The following is a 16,653-nucleotide window of genomic DNA, read 5'->3' on the forward strand; positions in this document are numbered from 1 at the left end:
AATAGCGGCGGCTCGCCGGATCTTCCGGTCCCGCCGTTCAGTGAATGTTAACTTGTGAATAAAGTCACATTATGATGACAAATCGCCTTTCCTGCCTATTCAACTACAGGTCGCGATTTTCCTACACCGAATTCAAACGCCAAGGAGGCACATCGTTATGACGAACGCAAAAGAAAAACTCGTCGTGATCGGCAACGGCATGGCCGGCATCAATACGCTGGAGCAAATTTTGAAGCTGACCGATCGTTTTGACATTACCGTATTCGGTAGTGAACCTCACCCCAACTACAACCGGATCATGCTCTCCTACGTGCTTGAAGGAAGCAAAACCATCGACGATATCGTCATCAATGATTGGAACTGGTACAAGGAGAACGGAATCGCTCTTCATACCGGACAAACCGTAACGAACATCGATACTGCGAATAAAACAGTCGTCACGGACGGCGGAATGACTGCATCTTACGATAAATTGCTGATCGCGACCGGTTCGAATTCGCTGATGCTTCCGATTCCGGGCAGCGAACGCGAAGGCGTTGTCGGCTTCCGCGATATCGCGGACTGCGACCAAATGCTTGAAGCCGCCAAACAATACAAGACGGCAGCCGTCATCGGCGGCGGCTTGCTCGGCCTTGAAGCAGCCAAAGGTCTCGTCGGACTCGGCATGGACGTTACCGTCGTCCATTTGATGAACGATCTGATGGAACGCCAGCTCGATACGCAAGCTTCGGCCATGCTCCAAACGGAATTGGAACGTCAAGGCATCAAATTCGCCATGGGCAAATCGACCGCGGAAATGCAGGGCGATCATCGCGTACGCAAACTGGTATTCACCGACGGCGAAGAGCTGGATGCGGAATTCGTCGTCATGGCGGTCGGGATCCGTCCCAACAAACAAATCGGCGAAGTCAGCGGCATCCAGACCAATCGGGGCATTCTGGTCGACGACTTCATGCGCACCTCGGCACCGGACGTGTATGCGGTCGGCGAATGCGCCGAGCACCGCGGGATCTGCTACGGCCTCGTCGCTCCTCTTTTCGAACAAGGCAATATTTTAGCTAAACATATCTGCGGCGTCGAAACGGCAGGCTATGAAGGTTCGATCACGTCGACCAAGCTGAAAATTTCCGGCGTGGACGTGTTCTCGGCCGGCGAATTCATCGAAGGTCCTCGGCATACCGTGATCGCGGCCAAAGACGAATGGAAACGCACGTATAAAAAAGTTCTGCTTGATCAAGGCAAGATCGTCGGCGCCGTATTGTTCGGCGACGTAACGGAATCGGCTTCGCTGCAAAAGTACGTTCGCGAAGGCACCGAAATGACGGACGAAATCTACGGCGATCTGATGGGCACGGGCGGCCACTGCGGCGGCAAGTCCAAGACGGCAGCCGTCGAAAAAATGGCGGACGACGAAATCGTCTGCGGCTGCAAAGGCGTTACGAAGAAAGTCATCGTCGATGCGATCAATGAAAAAGGATTGACCACCGTCGACGAGATTAAAGCCTGCACCGGCGCTACCGGATCGTGCGGCGGCTGTAAACCAGTCGTAGAACAAATCCTGAGCTTCGTCCTCGGCGACGGATTCAAGAAAACAGCCAAAACCGGCATCTGCGCGTGCACGCCGCTCAGCCGTCAAGAAATCGTAGCCAGCATCAAGGAAAAAGGACTGCGCACCACGAAAGAAGTCATGCACGTGCTGGAATGGCACAACCCGGAAGGCTGCTCGAAATGCCGGCCGGCCGTCAACTACTACTTGGGCGTCATCTATCCGGGCGAACATAAAGACGAGAAAGAATCGCGCTTCGTCAATGAACGCATGAACGCCAACATCCAAAAAGACGGCACCTATACCGTCGTTCCGAGAATGTACGGCGGCGTCACGACACCGGAAGATTTGAAAAAAATCGCCGATGTCTCGGTCAAATACAATGTCAAAGCCGTTAAAGTGACCGGCGGACAACGTCTCGACTTGATCGGCGTGCAGAAGGAAGACCTGCCGAAAGTCTGGGAAGAACTCGATATGCCTTCGGGTTATGCTTACGCCAAATCGCTGCGCACGGTCAAGACTTGCGTCGGTTCGCAATACTGCCGCTTCGGCACGCAGGACTCGATGGCTGTCGGCGCGATGCTGGAACGCAAATTCGAACGTCTCGACTTCCCGGCCAAGTTCAAGCTCGCGGTTAACGGTTGCCCGCGGAACTGCGCGGAATCGTGCACGAAAGATATCGGGATCGTCGGCAACGACGGCGGCTGGGAAATCTTCATCGGCGGTAACGGCGGGATTAAGGCAAGACTGGCCGACTCGCTCTGCAAAGTGAAAACGGACGAAGAGTTGACCGATACGGTAGCCGCTGTTATGCAATACTACCGCGAGACCGGCAACTATCTGGAACGGACGTCGGAATGGGTGGAACGGATCGGCCTGGAAGACATTTATAAAAAGACCGTTGAAGACGTCGAGTATCGCCGCACGCTGATCGACAGTATCGAACATGCGCTGACCTTCGTCGAAGACCCTTGGAAACAAGTGCTGAACGACAAGAAAATGCGCAGCGAATTGTTCGAAACCGCGAAACCGGCCGTTACTCAAGCGTAAGATTTACCGCTTTGTGCAATCTGGTCAAACGAAACGTCTCGGAAGAGAGCTGCCTATTCAATCAAGCAGTCCTCTCTTCTCCCCCGTTTCGTTCTCGTTTGACCCTACTTATAATCCCGAGAGGAGCTTGACTATGAGCCCACAATTAAATGCCGTAAGCACCGTTAGCCTGGATGCAATCGATCGATTCCCAAGCCGCATGGGTCGTGTCTTTATCGTCGGCGAGACCGAAATCGCCGTATTCCGCACATCGGAAGATGAAGTGTATGCGGTCGAGAACCTGAATCCCCATCCAAAAGGCGGCCCGTTGGCCGAAGCCATCGTATCCGGGCATTATATTTACGATCCGTTATACGATTGGAAAATCGACTTGAAAACAGGTCTTGTTCAAGAACCGGATAGCGGACAAGTTCGTACGTTCCGCACTGAAATCGCGGACGAGCAAGTGATTCTGTTCACGAAGTAAGGCAAGAGCCGAATGCGGCTCTTTAGCTTCTTTTGCTTCACCTGATTTGCCTATTCGCGCGCCCAGGAGGCTGAAGGTTATGTTTACCGAAAGTGTACGTTCCATTGTCGAAGCTGCTGCTAAAAAAAGAGATTTCATGAACGAACACCCGCTCCGTTATTTCATTAGCGCTGTGTTGGCGGGAGCTTATGTCGGGCTTGGAATCATTCTGATTTTCTCGTTAGGCGCTCCGCTCGCCGCAATCAAATCGCCTGTTCAATCGCTGGTAATGGGGGCTTCGTTCGGGATCGCGCTCACCCTCGTTATTTTTGCAGGCTCGGAGCTTTTTACCGGAAATAATATGTTCTTCACCGCTTCGACTCTGGCGCGTCGCACGTCGGTAAAAGATCTCGGCAAAAACTGGACGTTGGTCTTTTTCGGCAATCTGGCCGGTGCGGTCGTACTCAGCCTGCTGGTGCTGGGAACCGGACTTTTCAAAGGGATCGCACCGGAGCATCTGATCTTCGCCGCTGCTGCCAAAAAAATGAGTTTACCCGTCATGGAACTGTTTTTCCGCGGTATTTTGTGTAACTGGCTCGTCTGTCTGGCGATCTGGATGGCAAGCCGTACCACGAACGATATCGCCAAAATCATGCTGATCTGGTGGTGTCTGTTCGCCTTTATCGCCAGCGGTTACGAGCACAGCGTAGCGAATATGACGCTTCTCAGTACCGCATTGCTGCTGCCTGGCCATCCGGAAACGATCACCTTGGTCGGCTGGCTGCACAACATGATTCCCGTGACGCTCGGCAATATCGTCGGCGGTGCATTTTTCGTCGCTTGCGCATATTGGACGATCTCCCCGGTTCGCAAATCCGTTCAAAACGAGGCTCCGGAAGCTCGGCAGGAGACCCGTCCGGCTTCTTAAGTATCCTCGTTCCATATGCTTCCCGCAAAAGTCTTTGCCTATGGCAAAGACTTTTTTGTTCCTCTTTTTACCAAAAATCCGCTTATCCGAAACCGTTTTTCATAAAAATAACCTAGTTCTTTATCCCTGTATTTTCAACAAAATTCGCTTTTAATATTGAATTAATCACAAATTACCCTTATATTCGATCCGTACTTAAGACTCATATTTTCTATTTCCCATTTTGTTTTACTTAATCATCCATCGTAACTTTTTAAGCTTATCCCTATTTTATCCACTCTTGCTTTTATACGGAAAGGAAAGTGACTTAGAAATGAGTATCGTCGATTCAATGCTTGCCGTAGCCCCTTACCTGGGAAAAATGATGCGCGAGAACACAGCGGTCATCATCTATGATCGCACCCATATGCTCTACTATGCGCAGCACGGAGACTTCGACATGGGTTACAAAACCGGAGATCCATTATATCCGGGCTTTGAAAACTTCGCTGCGTTGAAAGGTTCCAAAGAAGCCCGTCTGGACGCATACCCGGCGGAGATGTTCACGTTTGGTTATCCGCTGCATTCCGTAACCATCCCTTTGCTCGAAAACGGAGAAGTCGCAGCCGTATTGACGATCAGCTACGACCAAACCAACCAGGAGAAGCTCCAAACGCTTGCCAACGACAACCGCTCGATCGCCGAGAACCTGGTCGATATGGTTCAACATATTGCCGCTCATGCCGAAGAACTTCAAGCCACCAGCGAGCAGATCCTTGTCAACACCAAAACAGCCGTACAGAACTCGGGCAAAATCAATAACGTCGCGACGCTGATCAAGGAAATCTCCGACCAGACGAATATGCTCGGCTTGAACGCCGCAATCGAAGCTGCCCGTGTCGGCGAGCTCGGAGCCGGATTCGGAGTCGTCGCTGCCGAAGTGCGCAAACTGGCCGTCCACTCCAAATCGGCTACCGCGGATATCGAGCTGGCGCTGAAAGACGTACAAGATTCGATCCGCGTCATGGAAAACGAAATTTCCCAGATCGTATCGTCTTCGCAAGAACAAGCCAATCTCGTGACGAACTTTACGGACGTGATCGAACGCTTGCAAAAGACCGGAGAGTCCATGCAGGATCTGGCATCCAGTCTGACCCGTTATCATAAAGATGTCCGCTAACCGGAAATTCAGGCCGAGGACTAACAACGATTACTTGCCTTAACAATAAGATCCGCTTGTCTCCGTCCAGGAGCAAGCGGCTTTCTTTTTTTATAAAAACGTCTTCAAAATTCCGTTCTTTTTCCGATAATTAGGTAGGTAGGCGTTTATATACGGAAAGGAATGTGAAACGATGAACAAGCTAGAAGCATTGCTGCAAGCCGCTCCTTTATTCAGCACGGTAGCCCGCGAAGAGGTTGCTGTCACCATCTATGATGCTGCGCATGTCCTGTATTACGAGCAAGCGGGAAGCTTCCATCTGGGCTATCATACGGGAGAACCGATGAAAGAAGGCTTCGAGAACTTCGTGACCCTGGAAGGCCGTACAGAGCCGTTCATTTTAAAGTTTCCGGAAGACTGGTACAGCGCCCCCCTCGAATCCGTCGTCGTTCCGATTCTCGAAGATAACAAAGTGATCGCCGTATTAAATCTTACATATAATCAGAAGAGCCGCGACGAATTGAATTCGATCGTCAAAACGAACGGCGCGATTGCCGAACAGCTGGGCGACATGACCCAAAGCATCGCCGCACATTCGCAACAGCTTCAGGCAACCAGTGAACAAATTCTGGAGAATACGAAGACGGCCGTGCAAAAGTCAGGCAAGATCACGAGTGTCGCGACGCTGATCAAGGAAATCTCCGACCAGACGAATATGCTAGGGCTGAACGCCGCAATCGAAGCTGCCCGCGTCGGCGAGTTGGGTGCCGGATTCGGCGTCGTTGCCGCCGAGGTACGCAAGCTGGCCGTGCATTCCAAATCAGCAACAGCGGACATCGAGACGGCTCTCAAAGACGTTCAAGACTCCATCCGCACGATGGAAGCCGAGATCGCGCAGATCGTCGCCTCTTCGAAGGAACAGGCCGAGTTGGTTTCTTCGTTTACCGATGTAATCGAGCGCTTGCAGCAGACCGGCAGCTCGATGCAGGATCTGTCTCAAAGCCTGCTGCAATATCATGTCAAAGCGCATGCCTGATAGAGCCGAAACCGACAGGCTCACTTCATGCCTGAACTGCCCACCGGCCTCCGCCGGGATACGGGCAGTTTTTGCTTTTTAAATGGGCGATCACCGGAACCAGGCAGCCGCATAGCATGCAGGTCGTCCCTCCCTGAAACTTCGGACAGGCTTTGCAAGCTTGCAGTCTCGCCTCATACGCCTCTACATCAACCCTCAACTCCGGTGCAAAAGCCGCCGAAGCAAGCAATCGCTCCATTTGCTTTTCGCTGACCGCAAACTCTTCGCTGCATCCTCTGCAGGTTCGATTGGTACTCTGCATCGTTCCCTCTCCGATCCGTTTACTTTTTCATGAATGATTAAGGTCTGTCTTATCATTATAAAACGGAAATAAGTGGCCCCGTCAACCGTTGAGAAATTTCTTCCCGCTTATAACCGATGTACTGTTTGCGTGCTTGCTTTTGTTACCCATGAGACTCTAAACTATTACATAGAAAGAGTTTGCATAACGCATCGGTTGTCCGTGTTTTAATCGAAAGATCGAAAACGTTTCTGGGCAGCCGAAAGTCTGATTCCGAAGGAGAGAACCGCGATTTCATGAAGGCCCTTAGAGATTTTTTCTACATTCCGGGAATTCGCAGGTCACTGGCGCTGATTTTGGCCCTCGTCCTGCTCATTTCGCTCCGGAGCATGCTGAGCATGCTGCTCATCACATTTATCCTCACGTATCTAATGAACCGACTGCACCGTTTTATACGAAAAGGAACGGATCGCATCAAGCTCAACAGTAAACTCGTGCTCGTCCTGACGTATGCCTTGCTGGTATTTGCGCTCGGATTCGGGATTTACCGTTACTTGCCCGTCTTCATCTATGAAATTCAGCAGTTAATCAATCAGGTCATCTCCTTCTATAACAATCTGTCTAATCTGGCTCTGCCCGACAATACGTTCACGCGCTATATCATGAACTCCGTCAAGGAATTCGATATCGCGAGCTACGTCGAAGGCGGTCTGGATTTCATCGTGCATACGATCACCGACATCGGCAAATGGAGCCTTAACCTGTTTATCGCGTTCATTCTGAGCTTGTTCTTTAACTTGGAAAAAGACAAAGTCTCTTCGCTCATGTCGAAGTTCCGTTACAGCAAAGCGGCTTACTTCTTCACGGAGCTGGAATACTTCGGTCGCAAGTTCGTGGCTTCGTTCGGCAAAGTGCTTGAAGTCCAATTCATGATCTCGCTGACGAATTCCCTGCTCTCGCTGATCTTCCTGTGGGCGTTCGGATTCCCGAATCTGTTCGCGCTGTGGCTCATGATCTTCCTGCTCGGTCTGGTACCGGTCATGGGCGTCGTGATCTCGCTCATCCCGCTCTGCGCGATTGCGTTCAATATCGGCGGCTTCAAAATGATTCTGTACATTCTGATCATGATCGTGGTACTGCATGCGATCGAAGCTTATGTGCTTAATCCGAAGTTCATGTCGAACAAAACGCATCTGCCGATCTTCTTCACGTTCCTGATCTTGCTGCTGGGCGAGCATTTCCTCGGCGCATGGGGATTGATCGTCGGGGTGCCGATCTTTATCTTCCTGCTTGATATTTTGGAGGTTCCGCTTGAGCCGGGAGGGAAAGTTTCCGCGAAGAAGAAAGGGGAGCCGCCTATCATGCCGCCGAAGGTTCAGTAGTTTCGGTGCGGCGGGTGGCACTGGGTGACGCTGCGGGAGAAATTCGTTCAAGACGCTGTCTCACTCGGAAAATCGATTGAAGTTTTTAGCGGGATTTTTCAGAGTTCAAAGGCGTCTTTCACTGAATTTCTCCCTCCGCTTCTGCGCTCGTTTGCAGAACTTTTTTTAAAAGTAAGAAGACCGAACCGGGGTTTGCGGTTCGGTCTTTTTGCTGCGCTGAAAGTATTGAAGCAGATCGACACAAAGGAAAAAAGATCTACGAACAAAAAAAGTCCCCGTCGGGGTGGCTCCGACGGGGATACATATATCTCTCAAAGAGGGGTTACGTGTATATTAAGCGCTCAAGCTGAAAAGAAGCTGACTGTAACTTAAAGATTTGCTTAAAATTCGATCTTTCTTTCTGGAACAAAAATCGGGAGAAGCAAATCGTAAAAAAAGGACCCCGACGAGGTGGCTTCGTCGGGGTCAAGCTCTATGATTAGAGGGGATTGAATATAGAATAACCCCGGAACCTGAAAACAACCTGAAACGCCGATGAAAGTTGGATAAAAGACAGCGAGCGGCTTAAAGAGCGCCGTAGGCGGCAGCGCGGACACGCAGGTGATGATGCTCTTCCATGTTCGGCAGCATTTGGTGCATGTAGACGATGGCCGTATTTGTTTCCGGCGAGATCGAAGTCCAGGTCCCGGCCATGCCCGTCCAGCCGAATTCGCCAAGCGGACTGTTGCTGCCGCCCGCGGCGCGGTCGATGAGGGTGCGAACGCCGAGGCCGTAGCCGTAACCTGCCGAGTACGAGTTAGCGAAATCGGCGAGCTGCGCGTCATTCAGTTGGTTGGTGCGCATCAGGTCGATAGTGCTGCGGCTTAAAATCCGGACGCCGTTCAGCGTGCCGCCTGCGGCTAGCATGCTGGCGAATTTCATATAATCGCGCGTGGTTGCGTATAAGCCTTGACCGCCGGGTTCCAGCAATGCATCCGGCTGGTGCAGAGCATCCATCTCTTCCGATGCCGGAGTGAGCGTGCCGTCTTCGGCACGCTCGTACATGACGGCCATCCGTTCCTTAATATCGTCGCGGTAGCGATAAGCAGTGTCTTTCATTCCGAGCGGTTCGAAAATTTCATCCTGCAAAAACTCGCCGAGCTTTTTACCGGAAACGGCTTCGATCAGCGCTCCGACCAAATCGTGACCGTATCCGTACATCCAGCGCGTGCCCGGCTCGAACATGACCGGTGCTTGCGCTGTCGCGTTGACTTCTTCCTGCAGCGTGTAGCGTCCGCCCGTCTTCTCGTTCAGTTCTTGGCGCAAACGCGTAATCTCGCGCGCAGTCAGCGATTCTCCGTATGGATACGGATGCCCGGTCATCATGCCGAAGGCGTGCCGGACCAGGATCGGATTTTGTACAGGTTCGGTATGGACTTGTCCGTTTGCTTGCGTCACGGTCTTCCGTACATTCTTATACTCGGGCAGATACAGATGTAATGGCTCGTTCAGTAAAAATTTGCCGCGTTCGAACAAAATCATCGCTGCCGTGCAGACAATCACTTTGGTCATCGAATACAAACGAAACACCGTATCGGCATTTACTGCGGTTCCTTTTTCCAGATTCGCTTGCCCGAAATATCCTTCATATACGACTTCTCCGTCTTTCGCGATCATACAGGCGCAGCCGGAAGGCCCTTGTTCCGTAAAAGACTTCAGCAGCGCGGATAAATGATCGAATTGTGCCATTTTTATCGCCTCGTTTTCCGTTAGTTAGCGTTTTTTCTTGTATGCATAAAGAATAATCCGCTTTCACGTTCCATTTTGGCAGATATGAAACGTTTTAGCCAGCTCTATGTATACTCTGTGTTTTTCTTTACAAACAGGCTACACCTATAAATACAAGTTACTTTTAAGAATTTCACATCGTCCGTGGCTATCGAAAAGATCTGTTCGCTTTCATTTTGCAAAGCCAGCTAGTACTTAAGTTTAATATGTATATTGATTTCTTAAACAAAGAATTGCCTATAGATAATTCAAATTCTACCTATCAAACCACTCTCAAGAATATTGATGAGTGAGCTGTCATATTTGATATCATACTTGCTCTTCAAGTTAAAGCAGCATGAAAAAGGATCCTCTCTAATTTAGAGAGGATCCTTTTTCAGAATGTAGGCAAACTCAAGAATTTGAGTGTGCAGACAATCTGAAACGACATTTCTGTCGTTTCTTTTTGAGATGGATTTTCAAAAGCTGGAAACTTGGACCTGTCGATTAAAAGTCGAATGTTCGATAACTAAGCTAATTATTCGTATGATATTGGTGGAGCGTAAGGGATTCATCGCCGCCAGCTATGCGCTCTAGTACTTATATCTGAAATACTACCATTACCTGCGGTAGAAAGGAATTGCACGACGTCGATTCTAAAGTTAATTTCAATAGAGTCTTTAAATATAGTGATCCCTTTAATCAATCCCCTAAGCATTACTTTCTTTTTTTCATGAGTAGACTCATTGAATTTAGTAAGCCAAATCCTGATGTTTTCTGCAAGTTCTCTGATATCGCTAAGTTCTAGTTTTTTAATTTTAAAATCTTCTTCAAGCTTTCTTACTTCGGAATCAATACGTTGGATATCCGTCTCTTTTTGCTCAATCATTTCGTTTAGTAATTCAGGCTTGAAGGCGCTTTTGCCAAGAATGCTTTTAGTGACCTCTTTTTTCAAAGTATCGATTTCCGCATATGCGTCTTGTAACTCTTTGTTTTTTTCATTTAAAGCTATTTGAATAAGCCCATACTCTTCTTGATTATAATCTTTGGCAAACTTTTTATAATCAATTTTCTTCATATGATTTAAATAGCGAGTTACCTCTTCAAGAACTGCGTCTTCAATTTTACTTTGAGAATAAATTGTTTGCCCGATACATTCGTTCTTTCTAAGCGCTTTTCCACTACATCTATAGACAGCGCGTTTCCATTTCTGAATTTCTCCAGATGCAAGTTTGTAAGTCTTGCTATTATAAAAGGTATTTAGCAATTCGATTACTCCCATAGCCTTCCTCTTTTACGAACGCAAACATTTGCCTGACTATTACTGCCTGGTCTTCATTAATTGCGAGCTTCATAAGTTCTTTACCCTTTTTGTTTATAACGCCAGATTTAACAAGACAATAACCAAATGGAGCAGTGCCTCCACGGTACAAACCGTCTTGAGCCATTTGTACATGTTTTTCGTCAATACGAATAGACGTTTTCTTAGATTCATGATTTGACTGCCAGAATCTAAGGAAGTTGGCAGCGTCGTCGCCTTCAGTTTGAAATTGCTGTTCTCCTTCTTTGACGGACCATACTTCAATCCCTTTTGTACTGAACCATTTGAGCAAAAGGGAAGTCTCGTAGATTTTACGCCCTAAACGATCAAACATGAAGTATAGAAGTACGTCATATAATCCGTTTTCTGCATCATATTTAGCTCTTTGAATTTCATCTCGATCTTCAACTGAAGTCTTATAGCCCGATACACCTTTTTCAGTATATTCTTTTACTAATGTCCACCCTTGTTTATCTACGAATTCTTGACAGGCCCTTCTCTGCATAGGTATATCGTTTCCTTCGAGTTGTGCTTTAGTTGATACTCGATAAAATGTAGCTACTTTTTTAATCTCTGCCATGATTATTTACTTAGTAAAGAACTATTGACCTGGCATTTTTTTTGTGGTATATTATTTCTTGCCGATAATTTAATTGGGGCGTTAGTTCAGTGGGAGAACGCTTCGCTGGCAGCGAAGAGGTCAGGGGTTCGACCCCCCTACGCTCCACCAGTAAAATATGGATTCTTAGCTCAGTTGGTAGAGCATTCGACTCTTAATCGACAGGTCCAGGGTTCGAGCCCCTGAGAATCCATCCCAAAAAGAAACGACAAAATGTCGTTTCTTTTTTTGTGCTCTTCTTTAATCGATAAAACTAGTTCCAAAGACTTAATATAATCCCTCAAACAGAACTTGCTTATAATAAATTGACACAGTATGTAAATTTTCATTGCTACTTTCAAATAGGTATACTATAATTCTATTTGGCTCCAGAATGGGATTTATGTACTTGTAACCAAGTAAAAATCTTGATCCTAATTTCATATTTTAGCAAACTTATTGAAAAATAAGGACGCAAAGCTATAGGGACTAAATCCGCCGGAGTAGTCAGCCAGTTGCATTTATCAATCGGCGATTAGTAGGTATTTGTACCCACTTTCGCTTTTTTACATTTTAGATCGGGGAGGAACCCAGGCGTGTCCAACTACAAAGAGAATTCCGTACAAACCTTTTTTCCGAGCGAGGACGGCAATCAAAAAGAACGTCAGCAGTTTATGCAGCTCATCGAGCAATTGATCACGGGCGTCGATAATTTGAAAAATCCGAACGGCGTCAATCTGTCGGGCGAAAAAGAACGTTCGAAATCTTTCTATACCGATTTGATTCGAAATAGCGCAATCCCGACGGACAGCACGGACCAAAAAGAAGTAAATGAGCATTTGCTGAAGCTGCTGCACAATCACCCTTACCATTCCAAGTATTTCTTGACGAATATCCTGCCGATGGCAAGCACTCCGGGAATTTTGGGCATGATCACGGCATTCCTCGTGAACGGGAATAACCTTTGGGACGTATATGGTCCTGCAGGTGCCGAAGCGGAAGTGAGAGTCATCAGCATGATGTCCAAGCTGGTGGGGTACGATCCGCAGTTGAGCGGCGGCTACACGACATGGGGCGGACAGGGAGCTATTTTCACGGGTTTGAGATTGGCGATCGCCAAAGTCGCGCCGGACGCTCCCCGTAAAGGCGTTCCTCGCAACCTGTACGCTTTCTGCTCGGAATCCGCTCATTACAGCTTGTTCAAGTCCATGGAAGCAACAGGACTCGGCAGCGATAACCTGATCAAGGTTCGCACGCATTCCGACAGTTCGATGGACACGGAAGACCTTCGTCAAAAGATGGAGAAAGTCATCGCCGAAGGCGGCATTCCGGTCTACGTCGTAGCCACCACCGGCACTACGGACGCGATGGGTATCGATAATGTCCAACTGGTGCTTCAGACGGCTGCCGAAGTTGCGGGCAAATACGGCATCCAACGCCCGCATATTCATGCGGACTCTGCGCTCGGCGGATTCTTTGCCTTTTTCCGGGAGTATGACTTCCTTGCAAATCCGCTAGGATTCACGCCGCAAGTCTTGGAAGCTTTGCAGAAGATCCAAAGCAGAATGCAGTACATGTCGCTGGCCGATACGCTCTGCTTCGATTTCCAAAAGCTCGGACAAACTCCGTATTCGACAAGCCTTTTCCTGGTGAAAAATGCTGCTGACCTTCAACTCGTCGATCTTGCCGAAGAAGAAACGCCTTATGTCGGACACCGGGGTTACGGAGATTATCATACGGGCTACACGTTGGAATGCTCGCGCATGGCAAGCTCCATCAGTATCTACAGCGCGCTTCTGGCATTCGGCGTGACAGGTTACCAGCGTCTGCTGGCTCAGTTTGTCGAAGTCAATCTGGCCTTCCGCGAGACGCTGCGCCGGGAAGTTCCCGAGGCTGTTATCGTCAATGACGAAAATCCGGCGATCATGACGCTGTTCCGGATCTACCCGGATCGCCGGAACGATTTCCAAGCGGAATTGTCCGGTCAATGCTCACTTGCTCGCATCGAAGAGACGAATCGCTTGAACGAACAGCTGTTTGAAGTCTTAGGCCAGAAACGTGAGATCATGTTCTTCGGGGATACGAAAAAGCATTTGGTCGTGCCCACGAGCGACGGAAGCCAAACCTCCCTGTCCGCCGCTAAACTTTTCGTGATTTCGCCTTATACGGAAGTTGCGCACGTGCCGGAAATCGTGGACTATCTCAAACAAAATATCGACACCGTATTTCATTCCTATGCAGATACACTGCAACCAATCGGAGGGTAACACGTGTTAAAGCAACCATCGAATCCAGCCAAGAAGTCCTTGTTCGGCTGGTATAAGAAACACATTTCGGCGAAAATGATTTCTTCGATTATCTTGTTGATCGTGTTTACTTGTGCGGCGTTCTCCATTGCAGAGTCCCAAATCAGCAACCGGCTCACAAGTGAATTGGAGGGTCAGTTCGACCTGCGGCTCGCGACCAGCATCCAGTCGATCAATGCTTATTTGGAATCGATCCCCGAAAATCCGGCAGACATTGACGGAACGGGCAGTGCGGCGCACGAGAAAATCAAAGCCAAGCTGGAGAACATACTCGTAACCGATACGTTGGAAAATGTGTACATTCTCAGCAACAACACGGGCAAGGAACAGCTCGTGATCCTGACCGGCGTAGACGATGATTTCGGAACGGACTATGCGTTTTCGGATGAAATGAAGACGGCTATCGATTCACAGAAGATGACGTACAGCTCGATCTACGAAGATGAGTACGGCATTCACAAATCGGTCTTCCTTCCTCTCAAAGATCGTGACGGGAATACATTCGGGATTGCGGGAATCGATATTGACGCAAGCGTCATCCCGGCTACGCAAACCTTCATTTTCTGGTTCACGGTTATTATCGTTGCCGTAGTCCTTGTCATCGGTATCGCCGTAGCCTTCTTGCTCAGCCGCAGCCTGACTCGCCCGATCAACCGACTGGTGAACGCGACCCGAAAAGTCGCGGAAGGCGATCTGACCGAGGAACTGGTACTCAAACGCGAGGACGAACTCGGTACGTTGGCTGATTCGTTCAATACGATGCGGGGCAACTTGGAGACTTTGATTCATCAAATCTCAAGTTCTTCCGAAGTCTTCTCGACGACAGCCGGCAATATCAATCAATCGTCCAATGAAATGGGAGCCAGCTCTCATCAGGTTGCCCTTTCCATGAACAGCGTGAACGAAGGCGTATCCGAAGTCGTGATTTCGATCAACGACAGCACCTCTTCGATCGTGGAAGTCAACGAAGAACTGGCTAAGGTAACGAACGAGGTCGCGGGCATGCAGCAAATGGTCCGGGAGGTCAGCTCCTACTCCAAAGACGGTCAAGTACTTGTTGAGAAGACGTTGAACCAAATGAACGTCATCCAACAGGAAATGAGACAATCTCAAGATGCAGCTGCCCAGCTGGATACGCGCTCGAAAGAGATTAGTGAATTTATCACCGTCATTACGCATATCGCCACGCAGACCAACCTGCTGGCGCTGAATGCTTCCATTGAAGCCGCACACGTCGGCGAACACGGTAAAGGCTTCGCGGTCGTTGCCGGAGAGGTCAAGAAGCTGGCCGAACAATCGTCCAATGCGGCCAACTCGATCACCGAACTGATTCAAAGCACGCAGTTGGACAGCCAATCCGTGCTTACGAGCATCGAACAAGGCAACCAGGCTGTAGAAAAAGGACAAGAATGGATTAACGAGATGTCGGAGAACTTCAATACGATCTTCAACGGCGTCTCCTCGTTCTCTTCCCAAATCGGCCATCTGAAAAACTCGCTCGATAAGACAGATCGTTCGTTCGAATTGATTACGGATTCCATGCAAAAAATATCCGGCATCACCGAAGAGCAATCGGCCGGATACGAAGAAGTCGGAGCCGCGATCGAAGAGCAAAGCGCCACGATCCAAGAAATCGCGGGCGCGATACGCAATCTGTCTCAAATGGCGGACGAGCTGCAAGCCTCCGTGCAATATTTCAAAGTGTCTTGATTGTTTGAAATCGACAAACAGGAGAAAGCCGATGTTACCGGCTTTCTCCTGTTTTCGTTTTGCGGATATCGCTTTGTTCTCCTATCAAACCATTCCTGCCGCGACCGCAGCCGCAATGAAAACGGCTTGCAGCAGCGCGCGTGCCGCCAAGCCCGGAACCGCTCTCCCTCCGACCGTCATTTTTTTTCGTGCCGCAAACACGTTCGCGGGAAACATCGCCAGCAGCAGCAAAGCCAAACCGGCGGAAGCCGCGGCGGCAGTCGCCGGAAACAAAAGTCCGATCGCGCCGGCAATTTCAAGCAATCCCGTGATCGTCACGATTGCGGCTGGTTTCGGAAAAAAAGGAGGGACCATTCGGATCAAGTCGGCTCTTTTCGCTCCCCAGTGCGCGGAAGCGCCCAATGCGAACATCACGGCGACCGAAGCTTGCAGCGAAGTCTGCCAGCCTTCGAAATGCGAGATGCCGATCAGTCCGAACGTTTTGAACAACAGGAAAGAACCGATCAACGCGTAAAAAGGAATCATGTCCGGCTCTCCTTTGCGGCATGATCGTGCGGTTGAAGCGTTCGGGCGATCCACTCGGAGAGATGCGAAGCGTCGAACGAGCCGGACGTTCCCGCAATCGAAGCTCGCACGCGCAGCCCCATCGTCAATAGCACGAACATGTCCGCCGTACGGTCCGCGTCGACCTTTTTGGAAATCAAGCCGTACCGTTGACCGATCCGTATCCATTCCGCCGATAAAGCCCGAGTGCGTTCGTCGTATTCTTTTAAAGCTTCCGCGATCAGCGGTTGTTCTTCTTTGCCCAACAAATACAGCAGAATCTTGTTGGTCACCTCTTCCGTACGGGCATAAGCGGCGATGCTGTCCGAAATTTTTTGCATCGGCTCGGCAAACGACTTTCCTCCCTGCAGTACCTCCTCTCGGAATTGCCGATTCGTTTCTTCGAGGCGCTCCCGCAAGACTTGAACGAACAATTCGTCCTTGCTTTTGACGTAATGAAAAATCGCGCCTTTCGACAGACCCGATTCTTCCATGATGTCTTTCATGGTGATTGCGCCGCAGCCTTTGGCCGTTACGAGCTTTTTGACGGTATCCGATAAAAGCGCGGTCGTTTGCCGCCTGCGTTGTTCCTGTTTCAAAATGATCCCTCCTGCGCCGTCGGAT

At 49.4% G+C, this 16,653-nt stretch carries 14 protein-coding genes, 2 tRNA genes and 1 riboswitch; of the genes, 10 read left to right on the top strand and 6 right to left on the bottom strand.

Annotated elements, in window-relative coordinates; genetic code table 11:
* Positions 1-157 precede the first annotated feature (157 nt).
* The 5 genes from nirB to HRQ63_RS26155 all read left to right on the top strand — a co-directional run bounded on the left by nirB (position 158) and on the right by HRQ63_RS26155 (position 6,143).
* Positions 158-2,596 carry a nitrite reductase large subunit NirB gene (nirB, locus tag HRQ63_RS07840; protein WP_172241574.1) on the top strand — a complete coding sequence of 813 codons (2,439 nt, stop codon included), beginning with the start codon at positions 158-160 and terminating at the stop codon, positions 2,594-2,596.
* A gap of 133 nt (positions 2,597-2,729) precedes the next feature.
* Positions 2,730-3,062: a nitrite reductase small subunit NirD gene (gene nirD / locus HRQ63_RS07845; protein ID WP_172241577.1), complete on the top strand. Its 333-nt coding sequence runs from the start codon at positions 2,730-2,732 to the stop codon at positions 3,060-3,062.
* A gap of 79 nt (positions 3,063-3,141) precedes the next feature.
* Positions 3,142-3,969 carry a formate/nitrite transporter family protein gene (locus tag HRQ63_RS07850; RefSeq protein WP_172241580.1) on the top strand — a complete coding sequence of 276 codons (828 nt, stop codon included), beginning with the start codon at positions 3,142-3,144 and terminating at the stop codon, positions 3,967-3,969.
* A gap of 313 nt (positions 3,970-4,282) precedes the next feature.
* Positions 4,283-5,128, top strand: coding sequence for a methyl-accepting chemotaxis protein (locus HRQ63_RS07855; protein WP_172241583.1), 846 nt, complete (start codon positions 4,283-4,285; stop codon positions 5,126-5,128).
* A gap of 172 nt (positions 5,129-5,300) precedes the next feature.
* Entirely contained in the window at positions 5,301-6,143 is an 843-nt protein-coding gene (locus tag HRQ63_RS26155) for a methyl-accepting chemotaxis protein (RefSeq protein ID WP_172241586.1), read from the top strand.
* 25 nt (positions 6,144-6,168) lie between these two features.
* Here the strand turns inward: HRQ63_RS26155 and HRQ63_RS07865 are convergent, their stop codons facing one another.
* Positions 6,169-6,444, bottom strand: a complete 276-nt coding sequence (locus HRQ63_RS07865; RefSeq protein ID WP_172241589.1) for a DUF6171 family protein — start codon at positions 6,442-6,444, stop codon at positions 6,169-6,171.
* A gap of 275 nt (positions 6,445-6,719) precedes the next feature.
* Between HRQ63_RS07865 and HRQ63_RS07870 the strand changes: the two genes are divergently transcribed.
* The gene (locus tag HRQ63_RS07870; protein WP_172241592.1) at positions 6,720-7,805 is read left to right on the top strand and encodes an AI-2E family transporter; all 1,086 of its coding nucleotides are present in this window, start codon (positions 6,720-6,722) and stop codon (positions 7,803-7,805) included.
* 564 nt (positions 7,806-8,369) lie between these two features.
* Here the strand turns inward: HRQ63_RS07870 and HRQ63_RS07875 are convergent.
* The 3 genes from HRQ63_RS07875 to HRQ63_RS07885 all read right to left on the bottom strand — a co-directional run bounded on the left by HRQ63_RS07875 (position 8,370) and on the right by HRQ63_RS07885 (position 11,452).
* Positions 8,370-9,533 carry a serine hydrolase domain-containing protein gene (locus HRQ63_RS07875; protein WP_172241595.1) on the bottom strand — a complete coding sequence of 388 codons (1,164 nt, stop codon included), beginning with the start codon at positions 9,531-9,533 and terminating at the stop codon, positions 8,370-8,372.
* A gap of 589 nt (positions 9,534-10,122) precedes the next feature.
* Positions 10,123-10,833: a recombinase zinc ribbon domain-containing protein gene (locus HRQ63_RS07880; protein WP_172241598.1), complete on the bottom strand. Its 711-nt coding sequence runs from the start codon at positions 10,831-10,833 to the stop codon at positions 10,123-10,125.
* Positions 10,799-11,452 carry a recombinase family protein gene (locus tag HRQ63_RS07885; RefSeq protein ID WP_172241601.1) on the bottom strand — a complete coding sequence of 218 codons (654 nt, stop codon included), beginning with the start codon at positions 11,450-11,452 and terminating at the stop codon, positions 10,799-10,801. The genes HRQ63_RS07880 and HRQ63_RS07885 overlap by 35 nt, the downstream gene beginning before the upstream one ends.
* Before the next feature lie 75 nt (positions 11,453-11,527).
* On the opposite strand from HRQ63_RS07885, the gene HRQ63_RS07890 reads away from it, so the two are divergent.
* The 4 genes from HRQ63_RS07890 to HRQ63_RS07905 all read left to right on the top strand — a co-directional run bounded on the left by HRQ63_RS07890 (position 11,528) and on the right by HRQ63_RS07905 (position 15,486).
* Positions 11,528-11,602: transfer RNA gene (locus tag HRQ63_RS07890), tRNA-Ala, on the top strand.
* Between the two features lie 9 nt (positions 11,603-11,611).
* Positions 11,612-11,684 (top strand) — tRNA-Lys (locus HRQ63_RS07895).
* Positions 11,685-11,909: 225 nt separating this feature from the next.
* Positions 11,910-11,993: riboswitch (cyclic di-GMP riboswitch) on the top strand.
* Positions 11,994-12,144: 151 nt separating this feature from the next.
* Positions 12,145-13,737 (top strand): pyridoxal phosphate-dependent decarboxylase family protein, encoded by a 1,593-nt coding sequence (locus tag HRQ63_RS07900; RefSeq protein WP_172243375.1) that lies wholly within the window; start codon positions 12,145-12,147, stop codon positions 13,735-13,737.
* 3 nt (positions 13,738-13,740) lie between these two features.
* Positions 13,741-15,486, top strand: a complete 1,746-nt coding sequence (locus HRQ63_RS07905) for a methyl-accepting chemotaxis protein (RefSeq protein WP_172241604.1) — start codon at positions 13,741-13,743, stop codon at positions 15,484-15,486.
* 84 nt (positions 15,487-15,570) lie between these two features.
* On the opposite strand, the gene HRQ63_RS07910 is transcribed toward HRQ63_RS07905, so the two are convergent.
* Both HRQ63_RS07910 and HRQ63_RS07915 read right to left on the bottom strand, forming a co-directional pair.
* Positions 15,571-16,011 (bottom strand): DoxX family protein, encoded by a 441-nt coding sequence (locus tag HRQ63_RS07910; protein ID WP_172241607.1) that lies wholly within the window; start codon positions 16,009-16,011, stop codon positions 15,571-15,573.
* A complete protein-coding gene (locus HRQ63_RS07915; RefSeq protein ID WP_172241610.1) occupies positions 16,008-16,628 on the bottom strand; it encodes a TetR/AcrR family transcriptional regulator in 621 nt (206 codons plus the stop codon). Before HRQ63_RS07915 ends, HRQ63_RS07910 begins: the two co-directional genes overlap by 4 nt.
* Between the last annotated feature and the right edge of the window lie 25 nt (positions 16,629-16,653).

This window comes from Saccharibacillus endophyticus (assembly GCF_013185185.1).
Lineage (GTDB): Bacteria > Bacillota > Bacilli > Paenibacillales > Paenibacillaceae > Saccharibacillus > Saccharibacillus endophyticus.

What these genes read in the sequence shown, in the direction of transcription:
- nirB (WP_172241574.1), top strand. Translation starts at nt 158, where the DNA reads ATGACGAACGCAAAAGAAAAACTCGTCGTGATCGGCAACGGCATGGCC.
- nirD (WP_172241577.1), top strand. Translation starts at nt 2,730, where the DNA reads ATGAGCCCACAATTAAATGCCGTAAGCACCGTTAGCCTGGATGCAATC.
- HRQ63_RS07850 (WP_172241580.1), top strand. Translation starts at nt 3,142, where the DNA reads ATGTTTACCGAAAGTGTACGTTCCATTGTCGAAGCTGCTGCTAAAAAA.
- HRQ63_RS07855 (WP_172241583.1), top strand. Translation starts at nt 4,283, where the DNA reads ATGAGTATCGTCGATTCAATGCTTGCCGTAGCCCCTTACCTGGGAAAA.
- HRQ63_RS26155 (WP_172241586.1), top strand. Translation starts at nt 5,301, where the DNA reads ATGAACAAGCTAGAAGCATTGCTGCAAGCCGCTCCTTTATTCAGCACG.
- HRQ63_RS07865 (WP_172241589.1), bottom strand. Translation starts at nt 6,444, where the DNA reads ATGCAGAGTACCAATCGAACCTGCAGAGGATGCAGCGAAGAGTTTGCG.
- HRQ63_RS07870 (WP_172241592.1), top strand. Translation starts at nt 6,720, where the DNA reads ATGAAGGCCCTTAGAGATTTTTTCTACATTCCGGGAATTCGCAGGTCA.
- HRQ63_RS07875 (WP_172241595.1), bottom strand. Translation starts at nt 9,533, where the DNA reads ATGGCACAATTCGATCATTTATCCGCGCTGCTGAAGTCTTTTACGGAA.
- HRQ63_RS07880 (WP_172241598.1), bottom strand. Translation starts at nt 10,833, where the DNA reads ATGGGAGTAATCGAATTGCTAAATACCTTTTATAATAGCAAGACTTAC.
- HRQ63_RS07885 (WP_172241601.1), bottom strand. Translation starts at nt 11,452, where the DNA reads ATGGCAGAGATTAAAAAAGTAGCTACATTTTATCGAGTATCAACTAAA.
- HRQ63_RS07900 (WP_172243375.1), top strand. Translation starts at nt 12,145, where the DNA reads ATGCAGCTCATCGAGCAATTGATCACGGGCGTCGATAATTTGAAAAAT.
- HRQ63_RS07910 (WP_172241607.1), bottom strand. Translation starts at nt 16,011, where the DNA reads ATGATTCCTTTTTACGCGTTGATCGGTTCTTTCCTGTTGTTCAAAACG.